Source organism: Mitsuokella sp. oral taxon 131 str. W9106 (assembly GCF_000469545.1).
Classification (GTDB): Bacteria; Bacillota; Negativicutes; order Selenomonadales; family Selenomonadaceae; genus AWVT01.
Genome location: NZ_KI273051.1, coordinates 43,295 through 60,317, shown reverse-complemented (window position 1 = coordinate 60,317; position 17,023 = coordinate 43,295). Strand labels below are relative to the sequence as shown.

Below are 17,023 nucleotides of genomic sequence, written 5' to 3'. Positions count from 1 at the left end.
TGACGGAAATGAAACCATTCTTACTGCAGCTCGACCGCTTGCTCACCTTTCTGACGCATCTCGCCGCTCTGCTCGCCGGTCTCTTCATCCTCGCAACGGCGCTCATCATCGTTTACGAAGTCATCATGCGCGGCCTTTTCCATGCACCGACGGAATGGGTTCTCGAAGTCTCGACGTACCTCATCATCATGGCAGGTTTTTTGGGACTCGCGATCACATTCCGCGAGAACGCGCACGTCCGCGTCGACCTATTGGCGGCACGCCTAAAGGGCAAGACACAACGTTATCTGAACCTCGTGACGGACTTCCTCTCGATCCTGCTCTTTCTTGTCTTCCTGACGGAAAGCGCCGATCTCGTAACGGCAAGCTACGCCTATGGCAAGCTCTCGCCGTCCATTCTGCGCTTTCCGCTCTTTATTCCGCAGCTCGCGCTCGTCCTCGGCTCGGCACTGCTCCTCGGCGAGCTCGTGCGCCGCTTTCTTTTTGACCTTTTTTGCATCGAAACGCAAAGGAAAAAGAAGGAGGGCGCCGCATGATTCCCGTATTCGCCCTCTTTATCCTATGCCTCATGCTCGCGGGCATGCCCGTCGCCTTCGCCCTCATGCTTGCGGGCGTTCTCGGCATGCTCGCATTTCTCGGCGGTCCTGCCGCTTTTACGCAGATCCCCGTCATCGCCTACAAGACGCTCGACGACTTCGTTCTCGTCGCCGTGCCGCTCTACATTCTCATGAGCCAAATTCTCCTTGCAGGGAAGATCGGGAACGGGCTGTTTGAGCTCGCCAGCAAATGGCTCGGCCATCTGCCCGGCGGTCTCGGCGCGGCGACGATCCTATCCTGCGCGATCTTCGCCGCGATCTCGGGTTCGAGCGTCGCAACGGCTGTCACGATCGGCGCGATGGCCATCCCCGAGATGCTGCGCCGCGGCTACAAGCGCGAAACGGTGCTCGGCGCCGTCGCCGCGGGCGGCACGCTCGGCATCCTGATCCCGCCGAGCATTCCGATGATCCTCTACGGCTCGATCACCGATGCGAGCGTCGGCAAGCTCTTCCTTTCGGGCATCTTGCCGGGCGTGCTCCTCACCGCATTCTTCATCCTCTACCTCGTGTTCCGCTGCCGCAATATGGAGCGTCAACCCGCCGCAAGCCTGCACGAGCGCCTGCACGTCCTGCGCGAAAACATCTGGGGGCTTTTCCTCCCGATTCTCGTCGTCGGCGGCATTTACACGGGGCTTTTCACCCCGACTGAGGCGGCGGCAGTCGGCACGGTCTACAGCCTGATCATCACGTTCTGCGTCTACCGCTCCATCCGCCTCTCGGATATGCCTGCGGTGCTCATATCGACAGTCAAGACGACGTCGATGATCTTTGCCATCATGATCGGCGCGATGCTCTTCGGCTTTATCCTGACCGTCCTGCAGGCGCCGCAGGAACTGCTCGCACTTGTGACCGAGTCGGAGGTCAACCGCTGGCTCGTCTTTGTCGGCATCAACCTCGTCCTGCTCCTCCTCGGCTGCGTGCTCGAAACGGTATCGATCCTCCTCATCACGCTTCCGATGCTCTGCCCCGTCATCAAGGCACTCGGCTTTGACCTCATCTGGTTCAATGTCGTCATGCTCATCAACATGGAGCTCGCGCTCATCACGCCGCCCGTCGGCATGAACCTGTTCGTCATCAAGGGAATCAGCCCGACGAGCACGATCGAGCAGATCATCCGCGGCTCGATTCCATTCGCCGTTATCATGGCGCTCGAAATCGTCCTGCTCGCATTCGCTCCCGGCATCGCGACATGGCTTCCGTCGATCCTGCAGTAATGCAGTAAATGCGAGGAAGAGAACACGCCTCTGCAGACCGGACTGCCGATCCAGTTTGCAGAGGCGTGTCTACGGATAGGGAAGACGCCCCGGCATAGCGAATCGCATGGGGGAGAACGGATGGGCGCCCTTTCTCGGAAGCTTCCCGACAGGCAGGCATATCTTATTCGAACTCAATTGTAGCAGGCGGCTTTCCCGTACAGTCGTACAGCACGCGGTTGACTCCCTTGACTTCGTTGACGATGCGCCGCGTGGTGTTTTGGAGCACGTCCCACGGGATTTCCGCGCATTCCGCCGTCATAAAGTCGCTCGTCCTCACGGCGCGAAGCGCGATCGCGTAGTCATAGGTACGTCCGTCCCCCATGACGCCGACGCTGCGCATATTCGTGAGCGCAGCGAAGTACTGGCCGAGGTTCTTGGCGAGGCCGGCGCGCTTTACTTCCTCGCGGAATATCGCATCGGCCTCTTTTAGGATCTGCACTTTTTTCTCCGTGACATCGCCGATGATGCGGATGCCTAGCCCAGGTCCTGGGAACGGCTGGCGGTTGACGAGGAAATCCGGCAGGCCGAGTTCGCGCCCTGCCGCCCGCACTTCATCTTTGAAGAGGAGGCGAAGCGGCTCGACGATCTCCTTGAAGTCGACAAAGTCGGGCAGGCCGCCGACATTGTGGTGGCTCTTGATGACGGCAGACTTGCCGAGGCCGCTCTCGATGACATCGGGGTAGATCGTGCCCTGCACGAGGTAGTCGACCTTGCCGATCTTCTGCGCCTGTTCCTCGAACACGCGGATGAACTCCTCGCCGATGATCTTGCGCTTCTGTTCGGGATCGGTCACGCCTGCGAGCTTCGCGTAGAAGCGCTGCCTCGCGTTGATGCGGATGAAGTTGAGGTCATACGGTCCCGCTTCGCCGAATACCGACTCGACCTGCTTGCCCTCATGTTTGCGCAAAAGGCCGTGATCGACAAAGACACAGGTGAGCTGCTTGCCGATCGCCTTTGCGAGGAGGACGGCAGCAACGGCCGAGTCGACACCGCCAGACAGCGCGCAGAGCGCCTTTCCCTTTCCTATCTTTTTCCGAAGTTCCTTGACGGACTTCTCGACAAACGAGCCCATCTGCCAGTCGCCCGTACAGCCGCAGACGTCATAAACGAAGTTATGCAGCATTTCCTTTCCTTGGACCGTGTGCATGACCTCCGGGTGGAACTGCGTCGCGTAGAGGGCTTTTCCTGCCTGTTCCATCGCAGCGACGGGACAAGCGGACGTCCTTGCCGTGACCTTAAAGCCGCGCGGTGCCTGCGCGATGAGATCGGTATGGCTCATCCAGCAGATCGTCTTCGCAGCGATGCCCGTAAAGAGTTTCGAACCCGCATCCGTGATCTCGACCTCCGTCTTGCCATACTCGCTCTTGTCGGCACGGACGACCGAGCCGCCTAAGAGGTGCGCCATGAGCTGCGAGCCGTAGCAGATGCCGAGCACGGGGATGCCGAGCGAAAAGAGCGCCGCATCGCACGTCACGGCATCGTCCGCGCAGACGCTGCCAGGGCCGCCCGTCAAAATGATGCCCTTCGGCGCCATCTTCCGAATCTCCTCCAGAGAGAACGTATGCGGGCGCACTTCGCAAAACACATGATTCTCCCGCACGCGGCGCGCGATGAGCTGGTTGTACTGTCCGCCGAAGTCCAGTACGAGAATTACTTCATTGGCTGGCTTTTTCAAAGTCGTTCCTCCCTAATCCGATAAATCCGTCATGGAACCAATCGCGCAATCGCTTCGATTCTATCTTGATTATAGCATACCAACCGATAGAAAAAAAGAAGGGATTGCCCCTTCCCGCTCTATACAAGAGCCGCAAAATCCCGTAGAATGGAATCGCAGGAATAGGATTCCATACGGAGGTTCAGCCGATATGCAGAAAAAAGTTTATGCCGTACGCCGCGGACGCACGACGGGCATCTTCACGGCTTGGGCGGCGTGCAGGAAGCAGGTAGACGGCTTCGCAGGCGCGCAGTACAAGGGGTTCACGGACATCGCCGATGCGCTGAAATGGCTCAGCGGCACGAATGAAGCGCCGCAGGCGCTGCCCGCACGATCTGCCGCTGCGCCGCGCGCGCGGCGCACCTTTTCTGCTGCCCCCGCCGCGCGCGCGGCGCGGGACTCCGCGCAGGACTATGTCATGTACACCGACGGCTCGTGCCTGCGCAATCCCGATGGTCCCGGCGGCTGGGCGTGTGTCATACGCGAAAATGCGACGGGGAAGGTCACGCAGCTGTCGGAGGGCGCGCCGCACACGACGAACAACCGCATGGAGCTTTCCGCCGCAATCGCCGCGCTCGCCTTTCCCGCTGCGCCTGCCAAGATCGCACTCTACACCGACAGCCAGTACCTGAAGAACGGCATCACGAAGTGGATGGCGAACTGGAAGTGGCGTGGATGGAAAAAGGCGGACGGCACGCCCGTGCTCAATCGAGATCTTTGGGCGCAGCTCGACGCGCTCTGCGCGCGCCACAACGTCACGTTCCACTGGGTCAAAGGGCACGTCGGCATCACGCTCAACGAGCGCTGTGACACGCTCGCGCGCACGGCGGCGGAGGCATACCTCTAAGCGAAACCGACAGTGCGATCGCCTTTTACACGCGATCCCCCTCCCATCGGCGAAAGAGGTCGTGCGCGATGCCGAGCTGATCGGCGATCTTGCCGACGAGCATGTCGACGAGATCGCCGATCGCCTGCGGGCGATGGTAGAAGCCGGGGCAGGCGGGCATGACCGTCGCGCCCGTCTGCGCGAGCTTCAGAAGATTTTCGAGGTGAATGGCGTGCATCGGCGTCTCGCGCGGCACGAGGATGAGCTTGCGCCCCTCCTTGAGCGCGACGTCCGCCGCACGCGTCAAAAGGCTTCCCGTCACGCCGCTCGCAAGGCTTCCGGCCGTATGCATGGAGCATGGCAGAACGATCACCGCGCCCGCGCGAAACGAGCCGCTCGCAATCGCCGCGCCGATATCGGCATCATCGTAAAGCACATCGACGCGCCGCGCGAAGTCCGCGCGCGTGACGCCGCATTCGTACGAGAGCACCTGCCAGCCGCTCTCGGTCACGACGGCGTGCACCGCATGCCCTGCGCCGCGCAGGACTTCGATGAGGCGAAGCGCGTAGCAGCTCCCGCTCGCCCCCGTGATTCCCACAACAAAATTCATAGGCTTCTCCTAAAAACAAAAACGTCCCGTCGTCCGCCAAAACGGACAGCGAGACGTTTCTCTTACCGAATGGTCTCGACCCCGCCCATATACGGAATGAGCGCCTTCGGCACGCGGACGCTTCCGTCTGCCTGCTGATAGTTTTCGAGGATCGCCGCAACGGTACGCCCGACGGCAAGGCCCGATCCGTTGAGCGTGTGCACGAACTCCGGCTTTGCCTTCGGCTCGCGGCGGAACTTGATGTTCGCGCGACGCGCCTGATAGTCGAGACAGTTCGAGCACGAGGATATCTCGCGGTACTTGTTCTGCGCGGGGAACCAGACCTCGATGTCGTACGTCTTCGCCGAGGTAAAGCTCATATCGCCCGTGCAGAGCTGGACGACGTGGTACGGGAGTTCCAGGATGCGGAGCACATCCTCCGCTGCATCGACCATGCTCTCAAGCTCGTCCCAGCTCGTCTCCGGCTTGACAAATTTGATGAGCTCGACCTTGTTGAACTGGTGCTGCCGGATGAGTCCGCGCGTGTCGCGCCCGGCACTGCCTGCCTCGGCGCGGAAGCACGCCGTGTAGCAGCTGTAATACTCGGGAAGCTGCCCTGCGGAGAGGATCTCGTCGCGGTGGTAGTTTGTCGTCGGCACTTCCGCCGTCGGCACGAGGTAGTAGTCGAGCCCTTCGAGCTTGAACATATCCTCGGCGAACTTCGGGAGCTGTCCCGTGCCGACCATGCTCGCCTCGTTCGCGATGTACGGCGCGAGCATTTCCGTGTAGCCGTGCTTTTCCGCGTGGAGATCCATCATGAAGTTGATGCAGGCGCGCTCGAGGCGCGCGCCGAGTCCCTTGTAGAAGGTGAAGCGCGCACCCGTGACCTTTGCCGCGCGGTCGGCATCGAGGATGTCGAGATCGGTGCCGATGTCCCAGTGCGCCTTTGGCGTAAAGCCGAGCTTCGTCGGCTCGCCCCACTTCCGGACTTCGGGGTTCTCCGTGTCGTCCTTGCCGATGGGGACGTCCGCTTTCGGCATGTTCGGAATGTGCAGGAGGATATCGCGCAGTCTATGCTCGACGTCCCTGAGCTCTGCGTCTAGCGCTGAAATCTTCTCGCCGACGGCACGCATCCCAAGGATCTTCGCCTCGGCGTCTTCCTTATTCTTCTTCATGGCGCTGATCTCTTTCGAGACGGCGTTGCGCTCACTCTTGAGTCCCTCAACTTCCTGCAGGAGGCCGCGGCGTTTCTTGTCAAGCCCCTCAAAGGCGTCGAGATTCAGCGGATTGCAGCGATTCTTGAGCATCTGACGAACCTCGTCCAAATGCTCGCGTACGAATTTCATGTCCAGCACTTTTGTCACACTCCATGTTTTACGAATCCATACATTCTAAAACCGTATTATATCAGCTTTCCAAGCTCGTTACAAACGCGGATTTTCCCCCTAGATGCGCACCTCGAAATGGCCGGGCTCTTCCTTCTTTTTCCGCTCGATCGGCTTCGCGATCTTGGACGCGAGCGGCATGGGCGGCGCGTTTTTTTCTTCCGCATGAAGCGGCGCGGCGCGCACCGTCTGTTTCGGCTTTGCGGCGGATCCGGACTGCTCTGCGTAAGCGCGAACACTCGCGCGCGGGCGCGGCGCCGGCACAGCGAGCTGCGCGAGCACTTCGTCTGGCCTCATGCCCATGTACTGCGTAAGGCTTTCTTCCTCCTTTTTCGAAAACGCGGCCTCTTCCCGCACAGGACGCGCCTCCTCTCTCCCCCGGCTGCGCCGATCCCATTTGTCCTGGAAATCCGCAAGCCCAAAGGCGCTTCTCTTCTTGCGCCGAAGCGCCTTTTGCATAAAGAATGCGCCTGCGACGAGCAAGAGTGCGGCTGCCGCGCCCCAAAAGAACGAGCCATGCGCGAACCAATTGCCTGCGGGCGGCGCGGGATTTGCCGCCGACTGTGCCTGCGCATTCTGCTGCTCCTTGTCGCCCTGTCCAAGGAGCGCAGCCGTATTCGGATCAAGCGAGCGGGTGCCGTCCTGCGTCGCCTTCCCATCCTGCGTTCCCTGCGCATTTTGGGCATTCTGCGCATTTGCCGTTCCCTGCTTCGCATCCCCGCCCTTATCGACCATCGTCCGCGTCGTCTTCGATAGGGGTCCGTCTCCTTGTGCGACGGCATTGCGGGCAGCCTGCTCCTGCTGCGCTTCGAGCGGCTGATTCGATACGTTCTGCGGCTGCGTATCCGCATGCGCCGAGCCGCCTCCGCCGAGCGTGACGGACGGTACGGTCGGTGGCGTCGGCGGCGTCGGCGGCGTCGGTGGCGTAGCTGCCATACGGCTTTCCCTCCCTGTTTCCCAAGTCATTTCCCAATGTATAAAGGAAGCGCTCCCCCTGTGCGATTCCCATTGCGCGCGAAACGCAGAACGTACAAAAGGGATTGTCCGACTCCTGCGGCAATCCCTTTTTCGTCTGCATGCATCAGTAGCGCGGGTGCTTTTTGACGTAATCGACGGGACGGCTCCAATCGACCTGCACCTGCGTCGCGCCCCAAAGGCGCGTGAGCGCGGTCTTCAGGCTCTCCTCGTCGGCGAGCGGATCAACCTCTTCGTGCGTAAAGTCCATGAGCGTCTCATGCGGCACGTTGATCACATGCGTCTTTCCGAGATAGTCCTCGACGCACTTCTTTCCCTTCTCATTCGCAAGGTGAACCTCTGCCCGCTTCGCCTCTGCATCGTAGTCAATCCAGCCGAGATCCCGCCCATAGCTGATTGCCACGCTATACGTTGCTGCCATGTATCTTTCCCCTTTTCGGATTTTCCCCGATCCTTTTCATTATATTCCCGATCCTTTTCATTATACTGGATATTTGACCTTTCGACAACCTGCCAAAAGGTGCCTTTTGTCAAGTCTTGCAAGGCTAAAAATTTTATGATATGATACGAGCAAAGCAGGGCAAGCCTGGGATGTGCGTGGGATCTATTGGTGTCTAACCTACATTTATCATAGGGAATCCGATTTGATTTTGGCAGATGTGCGCCTCGGCGATCGCAGAAACCAAACTTAGGGTACCCACCTGCTGTTAGCAGGTTTAGGCATTTAGAGCGAACGGCATTTTGGACCCCTACTTTGAAGGGAGGATGCTGCCTAGGCGGTATTCTCCCTTCCGTGGCTTAGCAGCTTAGATAAAAGGCGCGGCTTTCGCGCCCTGCATCACCGCGCGAAGAGTGCCCGAAGCTCTTCCTCGGTAAGTTTGGAAAGGAAGTTCTCTCCCGGCCGGATCATCTGGTCGATGAGGGACTTCTTTTTTTCCTGCAATTTGTATATCTTTTCTTCGACGGTGTCCTTCATGAGGAGCTTGACAACCTGTACGTTGTTCTTCTGCCCGAGGCGGTAGGCACGGTCAGTCGCCTGGTCCTCGACAGCGGGGTTCCACCACGGGTCGAAGTGAATGACCATGTCCGCCCCCGTAAGGTTGAGCCCCGTGCCCCCCGCCTTCAGCGAGATCAAAAAAACGGGCGTCGTGCCTTGGTTGAACGCCTTGACGAGCCGAACGCGCTCAAGCGCCTGCGTCGATCCGTCTAGGTAGAGGAACGCGATGCCCGTCTTCCTGAGGCGCGCGGCGATGTGCGAAAGCATCGTCGTGAACTGCGAGAAGATGAGCATGCGATGCCCGCTCTGCATCGCGTCGCTGACGACTTCTTCGAGCATGTCGAGCTTCCCAGATCCGCCCTCGTATTCCTCCAGGAAGAGCGCGGGGTCGCAGGCGATCTGGCGCAGGCGCGTGAGGATCGCGAGGATCTTGATGCGGCTCTCGCCGAAACCGTTCGCGGCGAGCTCTTTCGCAAATTCCTTCTGGCTCTTCAAGAACCACGCCTGATAGATCTTTTCCTGCTTCGGCGTCATCGTGCCGACGAGCTTGCGTTCGACCTTGTCCGGCAGCTCCTTCAGCACATCCTTCTTCATGCGGCGCAGGATAAACGGCATGACGCGTCGCTGCAGGGCGTGCATTGCCTTCTTGTCGTCGGCGCGGACGATCGGCGTCTCAAAGCGCTGCTTGAATTTTGCATGGCCGAAGAGATAGCCCGGCATGAGAAAATCGAAAATCGACCATAGCTCCGTCAGCGTATTCTCGATCGGCGTGCCCGTCAGCGCGAAGCAGCCCGCCATGTGCAGCCGTTTTACGGCGCGTGCGCTCTGCGTTGCGGGATTCTTGATATGCTGTGCCTCGTCGAGAAAGACGTATCGGAACTTCCGTTTCTCGTAGGCGGTGATATCGCGTTTCAGCGTGTTGTACGTCGTCACGAGAAGATCGCACGGCGAATCTTCCGCAAGGATTGCCTCACGCTCGCCTTTCGTCCCTGTCACGGCGCGCGCCGTGAGCTCAGGCGTGAATTTCTCGACTTCATCAATCCAGTTGTAGAGGAGCGAGGTCGGCGCAACGACGAGCGAGGGCGACGCGCCCGCCTCCTTTTGGGCAAGCAGGAATGCGATGACCTGCAGGGTCTTTCCGAGTCCCATGTCGTCGGCGAGAATGCCGCCGAGATGGTGCGCCGCGAGCGTCGTCATCCAGTTGAAGCCCGTGACCTGATAGTCGCGCAGGACGTGCTGCAGCGACTCCGGCACGGGGATATCGGCATCCTGTGGACTGCGGATATCGCGCACGATGCGGCGGAATTCCTTGCTGCGCGCGAGCTGCAATTCGTCGTCGCGCGCGAGTGAGTCGAGGTAGAGCGCATTGGCGAGCGGCATTTCAACGGTGCCGCCGCCCTTGGCCTTTCCGTTTTTGAGTCCCGTATCTTCGACGAGATCGGCGATTGTCGCGAGCTGCTGGTCGCCGAGCGTGATGAAGCTCTTGTCCTTCATGCGATGGTAGCGCCTTTTCTGCCGATATGAGTCGAGAATGGCGATGAGCTCCTGAAAGTCCATGCCCTTCACATCGAACGTGACTTCGAGGAGATCCATGTCGTTGATGCTGACACCCGCCGTGACGTTCGGCATCGGGCGCACGGGACGCCTCTCGAAGGAGTCTGCGTAGAATACCTCGACCCAATCGGGCATGGCAGGCAGCGCTTCCGTCAGAAAGTCGTAACTCTTCTCCTCGTCGGGCTGAACGAGCCGGTCACGCTCCTGCTCAAAACCATAGGCGAGGAACTGCGCGAGAAATCCCTTCTCCTGCCGCTCATTGCGGATGAGCATGCGGCCGCCTTCCACAGCAGGCGCCTTGGCTGCAAGCGGGTTGAATCGCGTCTCCCCGTAGGAAAAAACGGGACGCACGGCGATGCCGTCCTTCTCATAGTCGATGTAGAGCTCAGCAGCGAGCGGCATGAGCAAATACTGCGTGAGGAACGCGTCCGCAACCTCGACGTCGGCGATCTGCTCGATGCGCGGCATCGCCTCGGCGAAGAAACGTGCGAGGTCGCTTTTCCCGAGGCGGACGAACGAGGCGCGCGCAAATGCGCGCCAAAGCGGGACAAACGCCTTCGCAAAGTGTGCGTCCACGCGATAGAGGCGGTCGGTCTGATAGATGAGCCGTCCATCCTCCGTGAGCGGCATCATATCGTCTGCCTCCATCGCGACCGTTCCGCCGCCCTTGTACTCGCGAACGGACACGCGGATCGAGGGGTGCCCTTCCTCCACCTGCACGCAGATCGCCTCGCTGTCATTGACGAAGAGATCGAACGCCATGCCGCCCATGATTTCGAGGAATCGATCCAGCCCCTGCGGCGATAGGCGCAAGCGCTTGCCATCGAGGAATGTCTTCTGATACGGCACGTAGTAGTAGCGCGTCTCATTCTGGAACGTGTGCAGGAGCTTCTCGTCACGCGCCGCCTGCTCCAGAAGCTGCCACAACCCTTCAGAGACAGCATCTGCCCAGCGGATGCTCGCCGTCTCAATCATGCCGCTCTTGCCGAGCTGCCAAGGCGTTCCGGCGTGCACGGCGGAGACGAAATCGGCGACGCTGCGCACGACGTAAAGTTTTTCCATGCCGACGCGAAATTCGAGCCACGATAGGATCGAGCCGTCATGGAGGCTCTGCGAAAAGAGACGCGGCACGAGATAGACGGGATCCTGGCGCACGAAAACGCGGACGGGATCGTCCGCGCCGAAGAGCCGCAGGAGCTGCCTGCCGCCCTCATTCGTCCGCGCAGCCTGCGTTTTGCCCTTTCCCTTTTCCGACGCATCGAGCTTCTCCAAGCTCCACGAGCGATCCGCTGCAGCCTGCTGGTGCGCCTGCACGGCCTTGAGGACGGCGACGACGTGCTTGCAGGCGCCGAGGTAGCGTTCCGCCGCAGGGCAGGTGCAGTGATAGGACTCGACAGCGTTTCCCGTCTTGGAAAGGCGCACGTGTACGCGGTACATCCCCGTGCCGCTCGACGATTCGATGAGGGAATCGTACGCCCTTCCCGCATCATCGCAGGGCATGATTTCCTCGACCATTCCACGTTCGAATCCCTTGACGCCGCGATCGTACGATACATCCGTCGTAATCGATTGAATCTGAATGTCCTTGAGCAAAATACACCCTCCCCGTGGTTGAACCCGCGCACGTGCCTATGATACAATGAACCGGATGAAGAAGTTCCGATACAGCTTATCTTTTTATCATACCATATCCTGCCGCACACGGAAAGGAAATGCATGAACCGTTATGACAAACTTCCCAAAGGTGCGCGTGTCCTCATCGTCCGCCTCAGTGCGATCGGCGACGTGCTTCATGTGACGGCTGTCGCGCACAATCTGAAGCAGCAGCGTCCCGACTGCCATATCACATGGCTCGCAAGTCCGCCCGCGAGCACCCTGCTCACGCAAAATGACGACGTCGACCGGCTGCTCGTATGGGATCGCCGCCCATTCGATACAGCCGTATCAAACGGGCGTATTCCCGCTGCGCTCCGCATGCTTCGCGAGGCTGCGCATCTCCTGCGTGCCGAGCCGTTCGACGTCGCGCTCGACCTGCAAGGGCTATTCCTCACCGGCATCCTGACGCGCATGAGCCGTGCGCCTCGCCGCATCGGCATCCGTGAGCGCCACGAGGGAAACCCGCTCTTCATGACGGAAATGGCCCCCGATATCGAGGACGTGCACAAGGTGCGGCGCTACATGACGTCGCTCGCGCCGCTCGGTCTCGAATTCCTCCGCTTCACGCCCGGTCCTATCCTGCGCGCAGGCGAATCCGACGTCCCCTTCGCACGCGCATTCTACGCCGCGCACGGCATTGAGATGGGACGGCGCCTCCATCCCGTCGTCCTCGTCGCCGTGCGCACGACGTGGGCGGACAAACAGTGGAGCACAGCAAAGTTCGCTGCAGCGCTCGCCCCGCTTCCGCGTCGCATCCAGCTCGTCTTTATCGGGTCGAAAGGCGATGCGCCTTACATTGAAGAAGTGCGCCGCTCGCTGGATGGGCGAACGACGCACACCATCGCGGGCGAAACCGATCTCCTCCAGCTCGCCGCCCTCATGCGCTGCGCCGACCTCCTGCTGACGTGTGACACGGGGCCGCTCTACCTCGCCGAGGCCGTCCATCTCACGACGCTTTCGCTTTGGGGGCCGACGCTTCCGGCCATCTACGGGCCGCTGACAAGCGGGCATCACTTCATCCTGTCGCCGCACATCTGCCGCGCCTGCTGCCGGACGCGATGCCGGCATAAGACGAACGCCTGCATGGAAGCGATCCAGCCCGCCGTCGTCACGGAAAAGCTGCTCGCGATCTTAGCGGAAAAAGAAGCGGCCGCCGAAGGCAGCCGCTGAACCATTTTCAGGATCGCCTGCGATCAGGAGATTCCCGCTGCCTCGCGCATGGCTTTCGCATTTTCGAGTGCGCTTTTTTCGCCATCGAATGCGCGCATCGCCTTTGCCTGCTGCGCCTTGTCGCAGGCGAGCACGAGCTCGACGCGTTCGCCGAGGAGCCGCTTCGCTTGGCGAAGCACAAGGTGGAAGTCGCGGCTCCACGCAAGCAGCACGTAACGCTCCGCGAGGTCGCTGTGCGCCGCGCCGACGATCTCGCCGACGGACGGGCATGCCTCTTCACTGCCGCTGACGATGACGTTAACCCCGTCGTCCTGCAGTTCGCGTGCCTGCACGCGGTTCTCTGCGATGGCGAGCAGCGCGACCTTCATGAGTGCGCCGTGCGCACCGAGCACATGGCTCTCACTCATATTCGTCACGCGTACCTCGTGCAGAGGTCCCCAGCCGATCGCCTGATCGACGACCCTGCCCGGATGATCGGTGTGAAGGTGGACGAGGACGTCCTTGCCATGCGGCTCGACGAGGGCAAACGTCGAATTCTCCTCAAGCTGCTTCTTGAATGCCTCCATGTCGATTTTCGGATTGCGGATCGAAAGGCGCACGCAGTACGGGCGCACAAGATCCTCGCGCGGATCCTGCATCCCCTTCTGTCCGGAAACGAGTCCGAGCGAAAGGCTGATCGCCGGTGATACGAAGTTGCCGTCCAGCCCTTTAAGGCAGCCCGCAAAGAACGTGAACATGATGCGTGCGCCCGCATCCTCGCGGTCGACAAACTTCATCGAGTTCTCACCTGCCTGCAGCGCGGCGCCGAGGATTTCTGTGATCGGCAAGTCGGCGCGGACAGCGTGGTACGCGCCCTTCGCAACGGACTTTGCGATCGTGATGATCGGGCGCTCGGGCTCTTCGGGCACGATGCGCTGCGCGTAGAGGATGCCGTACTGAAACGCCTTGCCGAACTCCGAGCTCGTCGCCGTGTACTTGCCCGTAAGCCCCTTCGCAATGCCGCGGAAGAGTTGGGCGAGTACGACGCCGGCGGCGCCGCGTGCGCCGAAGACGGCAGCCGTCGCCATGCGCTGCGCGTAGCCGCCGATGCCCGCATCGCGCGCGTCCTCAAGTGCGAGCACCGCCGCCCCCATCGTCCGGAGGATATGCGTGCCCGAGGCGTGCCCTGCCCCCTTCATTTGATTGATGTGCTCGTACTCCAGCAAGAACTCGCTGTACGCGCCGCTCACCATTCGCTTGAAATCACTTCCCGTGATCACTTCTCGATTCCCTGCCATATCTTACACCTCAATTCCCGCATCACGCACTGCGCGGCCAAACGCCGTGCCGCACCCGATGGAATTTTTCATTTGTTTTCATTTGCAAACAGGATTCCTTTCTACTATTCGCGAAATAGACAAAAATAACCTTTTTAAATTCCCATGAAATTTCTATTCCCTATGAAAATTCAAAAAAGGAGTTTTCCATGCCTACTGTCAAGAAAGTTGCCATAAAGACCGCAGAACGGGCGGAAACGCCAAGCGCGCCGCAGCACGCCGCAAAGGATTCCGCCCAAGCGGATGCCAGATCTGCCGCAAAGCGCGTCGCCAAGCGAACGGCCCAAGCGAAAAAACCACCCGCCTCAAAGCGCGTCTCGCGGATAAAGCCAGAACCGATCGCGCCGAAGGAAGACCGCACGCGCATCTTTGCGCTCGACATCGGCACGCGCAGCGTCATCGGCATCGTCGCCGAGCAGGATGACCGCGGCACGATGCACATCATCGCGACGGAACGCCTCGAACACAAGACGCGCGCCATGCTCGACGGACAGATCCACGACGTCCTGCAGGTCGCCTCGATCATCCGCGACGTCAAGGCAGCGCTCGAAGAGAAGACGGGCCCACTTCACAACGCTGCCGTCGCTGCCGCAGGCCGCGCGCTCTACACGATGACGGCAGAGGCGGAGCTCGACGTGAACGGGCTTATCACCGCCGAGCAGCAGCGCGCGCTCGACTTCGCGGGCGTGCAGGCAGCACAGGCGAAGCTTGCGACGAGCAACACCGTCGAAGATCCGACGCGCTACTACTGCGTCGGCTACAGCACGATCCGCTACCTGCTCGACGACATCCAGCTCAAGTCGCTCATCGGGCAGCGCGGCAAGAAGGCGAAGTCCGTTGTCATCGCCACATTCCTGCCGCGCCAGGTCATCGACTCCATGCAGAGCGCGCTCCACCAGTGCGCGCTCGAAATGCGCGCGCTGACACTCGAGCCGATCGCCGCGATAAATGTGCTCATCCCGCCGACGATGCGCCACCTGAACCTTGTGCTCGTCGATATCGGCGCGGGCACGTCCGACGTCGCGATCACAAAGAACGGCTCCGTCATCGCCTACGGCATGGTGCCGCTCGCGGGCGACGAGATCACGGAAGCGATCTCCCAGCGCTTCCTGCTCGACTTCAACATCGCCGAGCAGATCAAGCGCAGGGCGTCAAACGGCGAGACGTCGAAGTTTACCGACATCCTCGGACAGACCTTTGAAATGACGGCAAAAGAGATCATCGAACCCGTCCTGCCGAACATTGAAAACCTCGCGAGCGCAATCTCGAAGACGATCTTAGAGCTCAATACAGACGTCCCGCAGGCAATCATGCTCGTCGGCGGCGGTGCGCTGACGCCGCATCTGCAGGAGCTCGTCGCCGAAACGATCGGCATGGCGCCTGGACGCGTCGCCGTACGCCATCCCGATGCTGTCGACGGCATCGCCGACATCCCCGACGAGCTCCACTTCCCGGACGCCGTCACGCCGCTCGGCATCCTGAAGATCGCCTCGCTCAACACGCTGCATTTCCTCTCTGTCTACGTCAATGACGAGGAATACAGCCTCTTCAACTTCCGTGAGCTCACCGTCAGCGATGCGCTCCTCAACGCGGGCATCAACCTCCGCAAGTACAACGGACGCCCCGGTCTCGGCCTCATGGTCAGCATCGGCAGCGAGACAAAGACGTTCCCGGGCACGCTCGGCACATTCGCGAAGATCCTTCTGAACGACGAAGAAGCCGATCTCGACACCGTCATTCGCGACGGCAGCCGCATCACCGTCATCCCCGGCGAAAACGGCACGACGCCGACGGTAAAGCTCGGCGATCTCGTGACGACGGGCGAGGAATTCATCCTCTACGTCAACGGGCGCGAGAAGCACATCCGCCAAAAGGTCACGGTAAACGGCGAAGAGGCGGACGCCGAACGCGTGCTAAAGGACGGCGATCACATCGAGAGCCGCGCGTTCAGCAGCATCGGCGAGGCATTGCTCGCCGCCGGCTACCCACCGACAGGGCGCAAGATCCACTACAAGCTGAACGGCGAGGAAACCGTCTACGCCTGCACACCCGAGATCCTCTTGGACGATGAGCCCGTCACACTCTCCATGCCCGTCCACGAGGGGGATCACATCGAGTACATCGCCGACGACTCGCCGAAACTCAGCGATATCCTGCATCTCGACGAGCTCGACACATCGCTTGTCATCTACTACGAGGGCGCGGAGGTGCGGATCCCCTCCGCGACGGTCTCGCTCACCGTCAACGGCAGGAACGCGAGTCCCGGCACGCTCGTCGACGACGGATTCGACATCACCTACAAGAGATCCGTGCACAGGACGACCAGCGTCAGCGATGCGCTGCTCGCCGTCGGATTCCAGCCGCCTGCCGCGACGAGCCACGTGAGCTTCGCGATCCTCGTCAACGGCGCGCCTGCCGACTTCACCGATCCCGTCAAGAACGGCGACACGCTCGAAGTCCAGCTCACCGACCTCTCCGCCTCCGCAGCGCCCGCTGCTGCGCCTGATGCCGATGCTGCCGCAGCAGGCATCGGCACGACAGGAATCGGCTCAGATGGAACCAGCATGCCGCAGGCGCCCACCGCACCGCGTACTTCCGCGCAGACGGCAAGCGGGCAGCGCGTTCCGACGCTCTCTGCGATCAATGCCGGCATGGGACTCGGCAACCGTCCGATCCAGCAGCGCCTCCCCAACCATAATATCCCCGGCATGCCGCCACCGCCCACGGGGAATGCGGCACCCGCACCCCAGGCTCAGGCCATGCAGCCTGCGCCCGCCCCCGCAGGCGCGCCTTTTCCTCCTACTGCGCCTATCCCGCAGGATACGCGCCCCGTGGCGCCCGCACCGGCAAAGCCCGTACGCCGCTCGATTTCCGACTTCATCCGTCGCGATTGACGGGAAACGGCCTGCAAGCGGAAAAAAGGCTTGCACGCACGCAAAAAAACTGATACTATATCCTAGTATGTCGGAAGACGAACATCCAAGTGAAT

Annotated in this window: 12 protein-coding genes and 1 other RNA gene; 6 read left to right on the top strand and 7 right to left on the bottom strand. The window is 60.8% G+C overall.

The window, feature by feature from the left end; translation table 11 throughout:
• Positions 1 to 8 precede the first annotated feature (8 nt).
• Both HMPREF1985_RS00820 and HMPREF1985_RS00815 read left to right on the top strand, forming a co-directional pair.
• A complete protein-coding gene (locus HMPREF1985_RS00820; RefSeq protein ID WP_051349023.1) occupies positions 9 to 536 on the top strand; it encodes a TRAP transporter small permease subunit in 528 nt (175 codons plus the stop codon).
• Positions 533 to 1,810 carry a TRAP transporter large permease gene (locus tag HMPREF1985_RS00815; protein WP_021770511.1) on the top strand — a complete coding sequence of 426 codons (1,278 nt, stop codon included), beginning with the start codon at positions 533 to 535 and terminating at the stop codon, positions 1,808 to 1,810. The genes HMPREF1985_RS00820 and HMPREF1985_RS00815 overlap by 4 nt, the downstream gene beginning before the upstream one ends.
• 163 nt (positions 1,811 to 1,973) lie before the next feature.
• On the opposite strand, the gene guaA is transcribed toward HMPREF1985_RS00815, so the two are convergent.
• Entirely contained in the window at positions 1,974 to 3,527 is a 1,554-nt protein-coding gene (gene guaA / locus HMPREF1985_RS00810; RefSeq protein WP_021770510.1) for a glutamine-hydrolyzing GMP synthase, read from the bottom strand.
• A gap of 190 nt (positions 3,528 to 3,717) precedes the next feature.
• Between guaA and rnhA the strand changes: the two genes are divergently transcribed.
• Positions 3,718 to 4,413, top strand: coding sequence for a ribonuclease HI (rnhA, locus tag HMPREF1985_RS00805; RefSeq protein WP_021770508.1), 696 nt, complete (start codon positions 3,718 to 3,720; stop codon positions 4,411 to 4,413).
• A 25-nt stretch (positions 4,414 to 4,438) separates the two neighbouring features.
• Here the strand turns inward: rnhA and HMPREF1985_RS00800 are convergent, their stop codons facing one another.
• From HMPREF1985_RS00800 to HMPREF1985_RS00785, 4 genes are all read right to left on the bottom strand, one after another.
• Entirely contained in the window at positions 4,439 to 5,002 is a 564-nt protein-coding gene (locus tag HMPREF1985_RS00800; protein WP_021770507.1) for a UbiX family flavin prenyltransferase, read from the bottom strand.
• A gap of 62 nt (positions 5,003 to 5,064) precedes the next feature.
• On the bottom strand, positions 5,065 to 6,336 hold the full coding sequence (gene serS / locus HMPREF1985_RS00795) for a serine--tRNA ligase (RefSeq protein WP_040636626.1): 1,272 nt from the start codon (positions 6,334 to 6,336) through the stop codon (positions 5,065 to 5,067).
• Positions 6,337 to 6,426: 90 nt separating this feature from the next.
• On the bottom strand, positions 6,427 to 7,302 hold the full coding sequence (locus HMPREF1985_RS10730) for a hypothetical protein (protein ID WP_021770505.1): 876 nt from the start codon (positions 7,300 to 7,302) through the stop codon (positions 6,427 to 6,429).
• Between the two features lie 145 nt (positions 7,303 to 7,447).
• The gene (locus tag HMPREF1985_RS00785) at positions 7,448 to 7,762 is read right to left on the bottom strand and encodes a hypothetical protein (protein ID WP_021770504.1); all 315 of its coding nucleotides are present in this window, start codon (positions 7,760 to 7,762) and stop codon (positions 7,448 to 7,450) included.
• A 159-nt stretch (positions 7,763 to 7,921) separates the two neighbouring features.
• On the opposite strand from HMPREF1985_RS00785, the gene ssrS reads away from it, so the two are divergent.
• A non-coding RNA gene (gene ssrS / locus HMPREF1985_RS10925) (6S RNA) lies at positions 7,922 to 8,093 on the top strand.
• A gap of 86 nt (positions 8,094 to 8,179) precedes the next feature.
• On the opposite strand, the gene HMPREF1985_RS00780 is transcribed toward ssrS, so the two are convergent.
• Positions 8,180 to 11,485, bottom strand: a complete 3,306-nt coding sequence (locus HMPREF1985_RS00780; RefSeq protein ID WP_021770503.1) for a DEAD/DEAH box helicase — start codon at positions 11,483 to 11,485, stop codon at positions 8,180 to 8,182.
• A gap of 123 nt (positions 11,486 to 11,608) precedes the next feature.
• Between HMPREF1985_RS00780 and HMPREF1985_RS00775 the strand changes: the two genes are divergently transcribed.
• The gene (locus HMPREF1985_RS00775) at positions 11,609 to 12,718 is read left to right on the top strand and encodes a glycosyltransferase family 9 protein (protein ID WP_021770502.1); all 1,110 of its coding nucleotides are present in this window, start codon (positions 11,609 to 11,611) and stop codon (positions 12,716 to 12,718) included.
• A gap of 23 nt (positions 12,719 to 12,741) precedes the next feature.
• Here HMPREF1985_RS00775 and HMPREF1985_RS00770 read toward each other — a convergent pair whose 3' ends face one another.
• Positions 12,742 to 13,995 (bottom strand): DAK2 domain-containing protein, encoded by a 1,254-nt coding sequence (locus HMPREF1985_RS00770; protein ID WP_021770501.1) that lies wholly within the window; start codon positions 13,993 to 13,995, stop codon positions 12,742 to 12,744.
• Positions 13,996 to 14,183: 188 nt separating this feature from the next.
• Here HMPREF1985_RS00770 and HMPREF1985_RS00765 point away from each other — a divergent pair, with 188 nt between their 5' ends.
• Positions 14,184 to 16,928, top strand: a complete 2,745-nt coding sequence (locus HMPREF1985_RS00765; protein WP_021770499.1) for a cell division protein FtsA — start codon at positions 14,184 to 14,186, stop codon at positions 16,926 to 16,928.
• Positions 16,929 to 17,023 lie beyond the last annotated feature (95 nt).

Excerpts from the sequence above, each read along its gene's own strand:
- HMPREF1985_RS00765 (WP_021770499.1), top strand. The coding sequence starts at position 14,184 with ATGCCTACTGTCAAGAAAGTTGCCATAAAGACCGCAGAACGGGCGGAA.
- rnhA (WP_021770508.1), top strand. The coding sequence starts at position 3,718 with ATGCAGAAAAAAGTTTATGCCGTACGCCGCGGACGCACGACGGGCATC.
- HMPREF1985_RS00815 (WP_021770511.1), top strand. The coding sequence starts at position 533 with ATGATTCCCGTATTCGCCCTCTTTATCCTATGCCTCATGCTCGCGGGC.
- HMPREF1985_RS00775 (WP_021770502.1), top strand. The coding sequence starts at position 11,609 with ATGAACCGTTATGACAAACTTCCCAAAGGTGCGCGTGTCCTCATCGTC.
- HMPREF1985_RS10730 (WP_021770505.1), bottom strand. The coding sequence starts at position 7,302 with ATGGCAGCTACGCCACCGACGCCGCCGACGCCGCCGACGCCACCGACC.
- HMPREF1985_RS00800 (WP_021770507.1), bottom strand. The coding sequence starts at position 5,002 with ATGAATTTTGTTGTGGGAATCACGGGGGCGAGCGGGAGCTGCTACGCG.
- HMPREF1985_RS00820 (WP_051349023.1), top strand. The coding sequence starts at position 9 with ATGAAACCATTCTTACTGCAGCTCGACCGCTTGCTCACCTTTCTGACG.
- HMPREF1985_RS00770 (WP_021770501.1), bottom strand. The coding sequence starts at position 13,995 with ATGGCAGGGAATCGAGAAGTGATCACGGGAAGTGATTTCAAGCGAATG.
- HMPREF1985_RS00785 (WP_021770504.1), bottom strand. The coding sequence starts at position 7,762 with ATGGCAGCAACGTATAGCGTGGCAATCAGCTATGGGCGGGATCTCGGC.